Source organism: Escherichia sp. MOD1-EC5950 (assembly GCF_002965345.1).
Taxonomy (GTDB): Bacteria; Pseudomonadota; Gammaproteobacteria; order Enterobacterales; family Enterobacteriaceae; genus Escherichia; species Escherichia marmotae.
In genome coordinates, this window is the sequence record NZ_PTSR01000062.1 from 1 (window position 1) to 4,968 (window position 4,968).

The following is a 4,968-nucleotide window of genomic DNA, read 5'->3' on the forward strand; positions in this document are numbered from 1 at the left end:
GTCGGATAAGACGCATGGCGTCGCATCCGACAACCGATGCCTGATGCGCCGCTGACGCGACTTATCAGGCCTACGGGGTGTACTGAACTGTAGGTCGGATAAGACGCATGGCGTCGCATCCGACAACAATCCCGACCCTACAAATGATAACAATGACGAGGACAACATGAGCGACACAACGATCCTGCAAAACAGTACCCATGTCATTAAACCGAAAAAATCTGTGGCACTTTCCGGCGTTCCGGCGGGCAATACGGCGCTCTGCACGGTGGGTAAAAGCGGCAATGACCTGCACTACCGTGGTTACGATATTCTCGACCTCGCAGAACATTGCGAATTTGAAGAAGTGGCGCATCTGCTGATCCACGGCAAGCTGCCGACCCGTGACGAACTCGCCGCCTACAAAACGAAACTGAAAGCCCTGCGTGGTTTACCGGCTAACGTGCGTACCGTGCTGGAGGCCTTACCTGCGGCGTCGCACCCGATGGATGTCATGCGCACAGGCGTTTCTGCGCTCGGCTGTACGCTGCCGGAAAAAGAGGGGCACACCGTCTCAGGCGCGCGGGATATTGCTGACAAATTATTGGCGTCGCTGAGTTCGATTCTTCTCTATTGGTATCACTACAGCCACAACGGCGAACGCATCCAGCCGGAAACCGATGACGACTCCATCGGCGGCCACTTCCTGCATCTGCTGCATGGCGAAAAGCCGTCGCAAAGTTGGGAAAAGGCGATGCAAATTTCGCTGGTGCTGTACGCCGAACACGAGTTTAACGCCTCCACCTTCACCAGCCGGGTTATTGCGGGCACCGGTTCTGACATGTATTCAGCCATTATCGGCGCAATCGGCGCACTGCGTGGGCCGAAACACGGCGGGGCGAATGAAGTTTCGCTGGAGATCCAACAACGCTACGAAACGCCGGATGAAGCCGAAGCGGATATTCGTAAACGCGTGGAAAACAAAGAAGTGGTCATTGGTTTCGGGCACCCGGTTTATACCATTGCCGATCCGCGCCATCAGGTGATCAAACGTGTGGCGAAGCAGCTCTCGCAGGAAGGCGGTTCACTGAAGATGTACAACATCGCCGATCGTCTGGAAACGGTGATGTGGGAGACGAAAAAGATGTTCCCCAATCTCGACTGGTTCTCTGCCGTTTCCTACAACATGATGGGCGTCCCCACTGAGATGTTCACTCCGCTGTTTGTCATCGCTCGCGTTACCGGCTGGGCGGCGCACATTATTGAACAACGTCAGGACAACAAAATTATCCGTCCTTCCGCGAATTACGTTGGACCGGAAGACCGTCAGTTTGTTGCGCTGGATAAGCGCCAGTAAACCTCTACGAATAACAATAAGGAAACGTACCCAATGTCAGCTCAAATCAACAACATCCGCCCGGAATTCGACCGTGAAATCGTTGATATCGTCGATTACGTCATGAATTACGAAATCAGTTCCAGAGTGGCCTACGACACCGCCCATTACTGCCTGCTCGATACCCTCGGCTGTGGTCTGGAAGCGCTGGAATATCCAGCCTGTAAAAAACTGCTGGGGCCAATTGTCCCCGGCACCGTCGTACCTAACGGCGTGCGTGTCCCCGGAACTCAGTTCCAGCTCGACCCTGTCCAGGCTGCGTTTAACATCGGTGCGATGATCCGCTGGCTCGATTTCAACGATACCTGGCTGGCAGCGGAGTGGGGCCATCCTTCCGACAACCTCGGCGGTATTCTCGCCACGGCGGACTGGTTATCCCGCAACGCAGTCGCCAGCGGCAAAGCGCCATTGACCATGAAGCACGTGCTGACCGCAATGATCAAAGCCCACGAAATTCAGGGCTGCATCGCGCTGGAAAACGCCTTTAATCGCGTCGGCCTCGACCACGTTTTGTTAGTGAAAGTGGCTTCCACCGCCGTGGTGGCCGAAATGCTCGGCCTGACCCGCGAGGAAATTCTCAACGCTGTTTCGCTGGCGTGGGTGGACGGTCAGTCGCTGCGTACCTATCGTCATGCGCCGAACACCGGCACGCGTAAATCCTGGGCGGCGGGCGATGCCACATCCCGCGCGGTACGTTTGGCGCTGATGGCGAAAACCGGCGAAATGGGTTATCCGTCAGCCCTGACTGCGCCGGTGTGGGGCTTCTACGACGTCTCCTTCAAAGGTGAGTCGTTCCGCTTCCAGCGTCCGTACGGTTCCTACGTTATGGAAAATGTGCTGTTCAAAATCTCCTTCCCGGCGGAGTTCCACTCCCAGACGGCAGTTGAAGCGGCGATGACGCTCTATGAACAGATGCAGGCTGCAGGTAAAACAGCGGCGGATATCGAAAAAGTGACCATCCGCACCCACGAAGCCTGTATTCGCATCATCGACAAAAAAGGGCCGCTCAATAACCCGGCTGACCGCGACCACTGCATTCAGTACATGGTGGCGATCCCGCTGCTGTTTGGGCGCTTAACGGCGGCAGATTACGAAGACAAGGTTGCGCAAGATAAACGCATCGACGCCCTGCGCGAGAAGATCACTTGCTTTGAAGATCCGGCGTTTACTGCCGACTACCACGACCCGGAAAAACGCGCTATTGCCAACGCCATTACCCTTGAGTTCACCGACGGTACGCGCTTTGAAGAAGTGGTGGTGGAGTACCCAATTGGTCATGCCCGCCGCCGTCAGGATGGCATTCCGAAGCTGGTCGATAAATTCAAAATCAACCTTGCGCGCCAGTTTCCGACTCGCCAGCAGCAGCACATTCTGGCGGTTTCTCTCGACAGAACTCGCCTCGAGCAGATGCCGGTCAATGAGTATCTCGACCTGTACGTGATTTAAGCAAACGGCGGTAAGGCGTAAGTTCAACAGGAGAGCATTATGTCTTTTAGCGAATTTTATCAGCGTTCGATTAACGAACCGGAGCAGTTCTGGGCCGAGCAGGCCCTGCGTATCGACTGGCAGACGCCCTTTACGCAAACGCTCGATCACAGCAATCCGCCGTTTGCCCGTTGGTTTTGTGAAGGCCGAACCAATTTGTGCCACAACGCCGTCGACCGCTGGCTGGAGAAACAGCCAGAGGCGCTGGCGCTGATTGCCGTCTCTTCGGAAACAGAAGAAGAGCGCACGTTTACCTTTCGCCAGTTATATGACGAAGTGAACGCGGTGGCGTCAATGTTGCGCTCATTGGGCGTGCAGCGCGGCGATCGGGTGCTGGTGTATATGCCGATGATTGCCGAAGCGCACATTACCCTGCTGGCCTGCGCGCGGATTGGTGCTATTCACTCGGTGGTATTTGGTGGATTTGCTTCGCACAGCGTGGCGGCGCGAATCGACGACGCCAAACCGGTGCTGATTGTCTCGGCAGATGCCGGGGCGCGTGGCGGCAAAATCATTCCCTATAAAAAATTGCTCGATGATGCGATAAAGCAGGCGCAGCACCAACCGCGCCACGTTTTGCTGGTGGATCGCGGGCTGGCGAAAATGGCGCGCGTCAGCGGGCGGGATGTTGATTTCGCTTCGTTGCGTCATCAGCACATCGGCGCGCGGGTGCCGGTCGCCTGGCTGGAATCTAACGAAACTTCCTGCATTCTCTACACCTCCGGCACGACCGGAAAACCTAAAGGCGTGCAGCGTGACGTCGGCGGTTATGCGGTGGCGCTGGCAACCTCAATGGAAAACATTTTTGGTGGCAAAGCGGGCGGTGTGTTCTTTTGCGCGTCGGATATCGGCTGGGTGGTGGGGCATTCTTATATTGTCTACGCACCGCTGCTGGCGGGGATGGCGACCATTGTTTACGAAGGGTTGCCGACCTGGCCGGACTGTGGCGTGTGGTGGAAAATTGTCGAGAAATATCAGGTGAGCCGAATGTTCTCAGCGCCGACCGCTATTCGCGTGCTGAAAAAATTTCCTACTGCTGAAATTCGTAAACACGATCTCTCGTCGCTGGAAGTGCTCTATCTGGCAGGAGAACCGCTGGATGAACCGACCGCCAGTTGGGTGAGCAATACGCTGGATGTGCCGGTCATCGACAACTACTGGCAGACCGAATCCGGCTGGCCGATTATGGCGATTGCTCGAGGCCTGGACGACAGGCCGACGCGTCTGGGAAGCCCCGGCGTGCCGATGTATGGCTACAATGTGCAGTTGCTCAACGAAGCTACTGGCGAACCGTGCGGCGTGAATGAGAAAGGGATGCTGGTGGTGGAAGGGCCGCTGCCGCCGGGCTGTATTCAGACTATCTGGGGTGACGACGACCGCTTTGTGAAGACATACTGGTCGCTGTTTTCCCGTCCGGTATATGCCACCTTTGACTGGGGTATCCGCGATGCTGATGGCTATCACTTTATTCTCGGGCGCACTGATGATGTGATTAACGTTGCCGGGCATCGGCTGGGCACGCGCGAGATTGAAGAGAGTATCTCCAGTCATCCTGGCGTTGCCGAAGTGGCGGTGGTAGGGGTGAAAGATGCGTTGAAAGGGCAGGTGGCGGTGGCGTTTGTTATTCCGAAAGAGAGCGACAGTCTGGAAGACCGCGAGGTGGCACACTCCGAAGAAAAGGCAATTATGGCGCTGGTGGACAGCCAGATTGGCAACTTTGGCCGCCCGGCGCACGTTTGGTTTGTCTCGCAGTTGCCGAAAACGCGATCCGGAAAAATGTTGCGCCGCACGATCCAGGCCATTTGCGAAGGACGCGATCCGGGGGATCTGACGACCATTGATGATCCCGCGTCGTTGGATCAGATCCGCCAGGCGATGGAAGAGTAAGGTATTGTCGGACGCGTCGCGCGCCGCATCCGACAACCGTGCTTTGATGCCTGATGCGACGCTGGCGCGTCTTATCAGGCCTACAGGTCTGAACCGTAGGTCGGATAAGGCGCTCGCGCCGCATCCGACAACCGTGCTTTGATACCTGATGCGACGCTGGCGCGTCTTATCAGGCCTGCAGGTCTGAACCGTAGGTCGGATAAGGCGCTCGCGCCGCATCC

Annotated in this window: 3 protein-coding genes; all 3 read left to right on the top strand. The window is 56.6% G+C overall.

Features of this window, described 5'->3' with window-relative positions; translation table 11 throughout:
- Window positions 1-166: 166 nt before the first annotated feature.
- The 3 genes from prpC to prpE are packed head-to-tail and all read left to right on the top strand — an operon-like array spanning window position 167 to window position 4,747.
- On the top strand, window positions 167-1,336 hold the full coding sequence (gene prpC / locus BEA93_RS23845) for a bifunctional 2-methylcitrate synthase/citrate synthase (RefSeq protein WP_001285922.1): 1,170 nt from the start codon (window positions 167-169) through the stop codon (window positions 1,334-1,336).
- A 33-nt stretch (window positions 1,337-1,369) separates the two neighbouring features.
- Complete coding sequence (locus BEA93_RS23850; RefSeq protein ID WP_001515835.1) at window positions 1,370-2,821, top strand: bifunctional 2-methylcitrate dehydratase/aconitate hydratase; 1,452 nt, start codon at window positions 1,370-1,372, stop codon at window positions 2,819-2,821.
- A 39-nt stretch (window positions 2,822-2,860) separates the two neighbouring features.
- On the top strand, window positions 2,861-4,747 hold the full coding sequence (gene prpE, locus BEA93_RS23855) for a propionate--CoA ligase (protein WP_105225145.1): 1,887 nt from the start codon (window positions 2,861-2,863) through the stop codon (window positions 4,745-4,747).
- Window positions 4,748-4,968: the final 221 nt, after the last annotated feature.

Bases quoted from the DNA above. Each gene is read 5' to 3' on its own strand.
- prpC (WP_001285922.1), top strand. From the start codon at position 167: ATGAGCGACACAACGATCCTGCAAAACAGTACCCATGTCATTAAACCG.
- prpE (WP_105225145.1), top strand. From the start codon at position 2,861: ATGTCTTTTAGCGAATTTTATCAGCGTTCGATTAACGAACCGGAGCAG.
- BEA93_RS23850 (WP_001515835.1), top strand. From the start codon at position 1,370: ATGTCAGCTCAAATCAACAACATCCGCCCGGAATTCGACCGTGAAATC.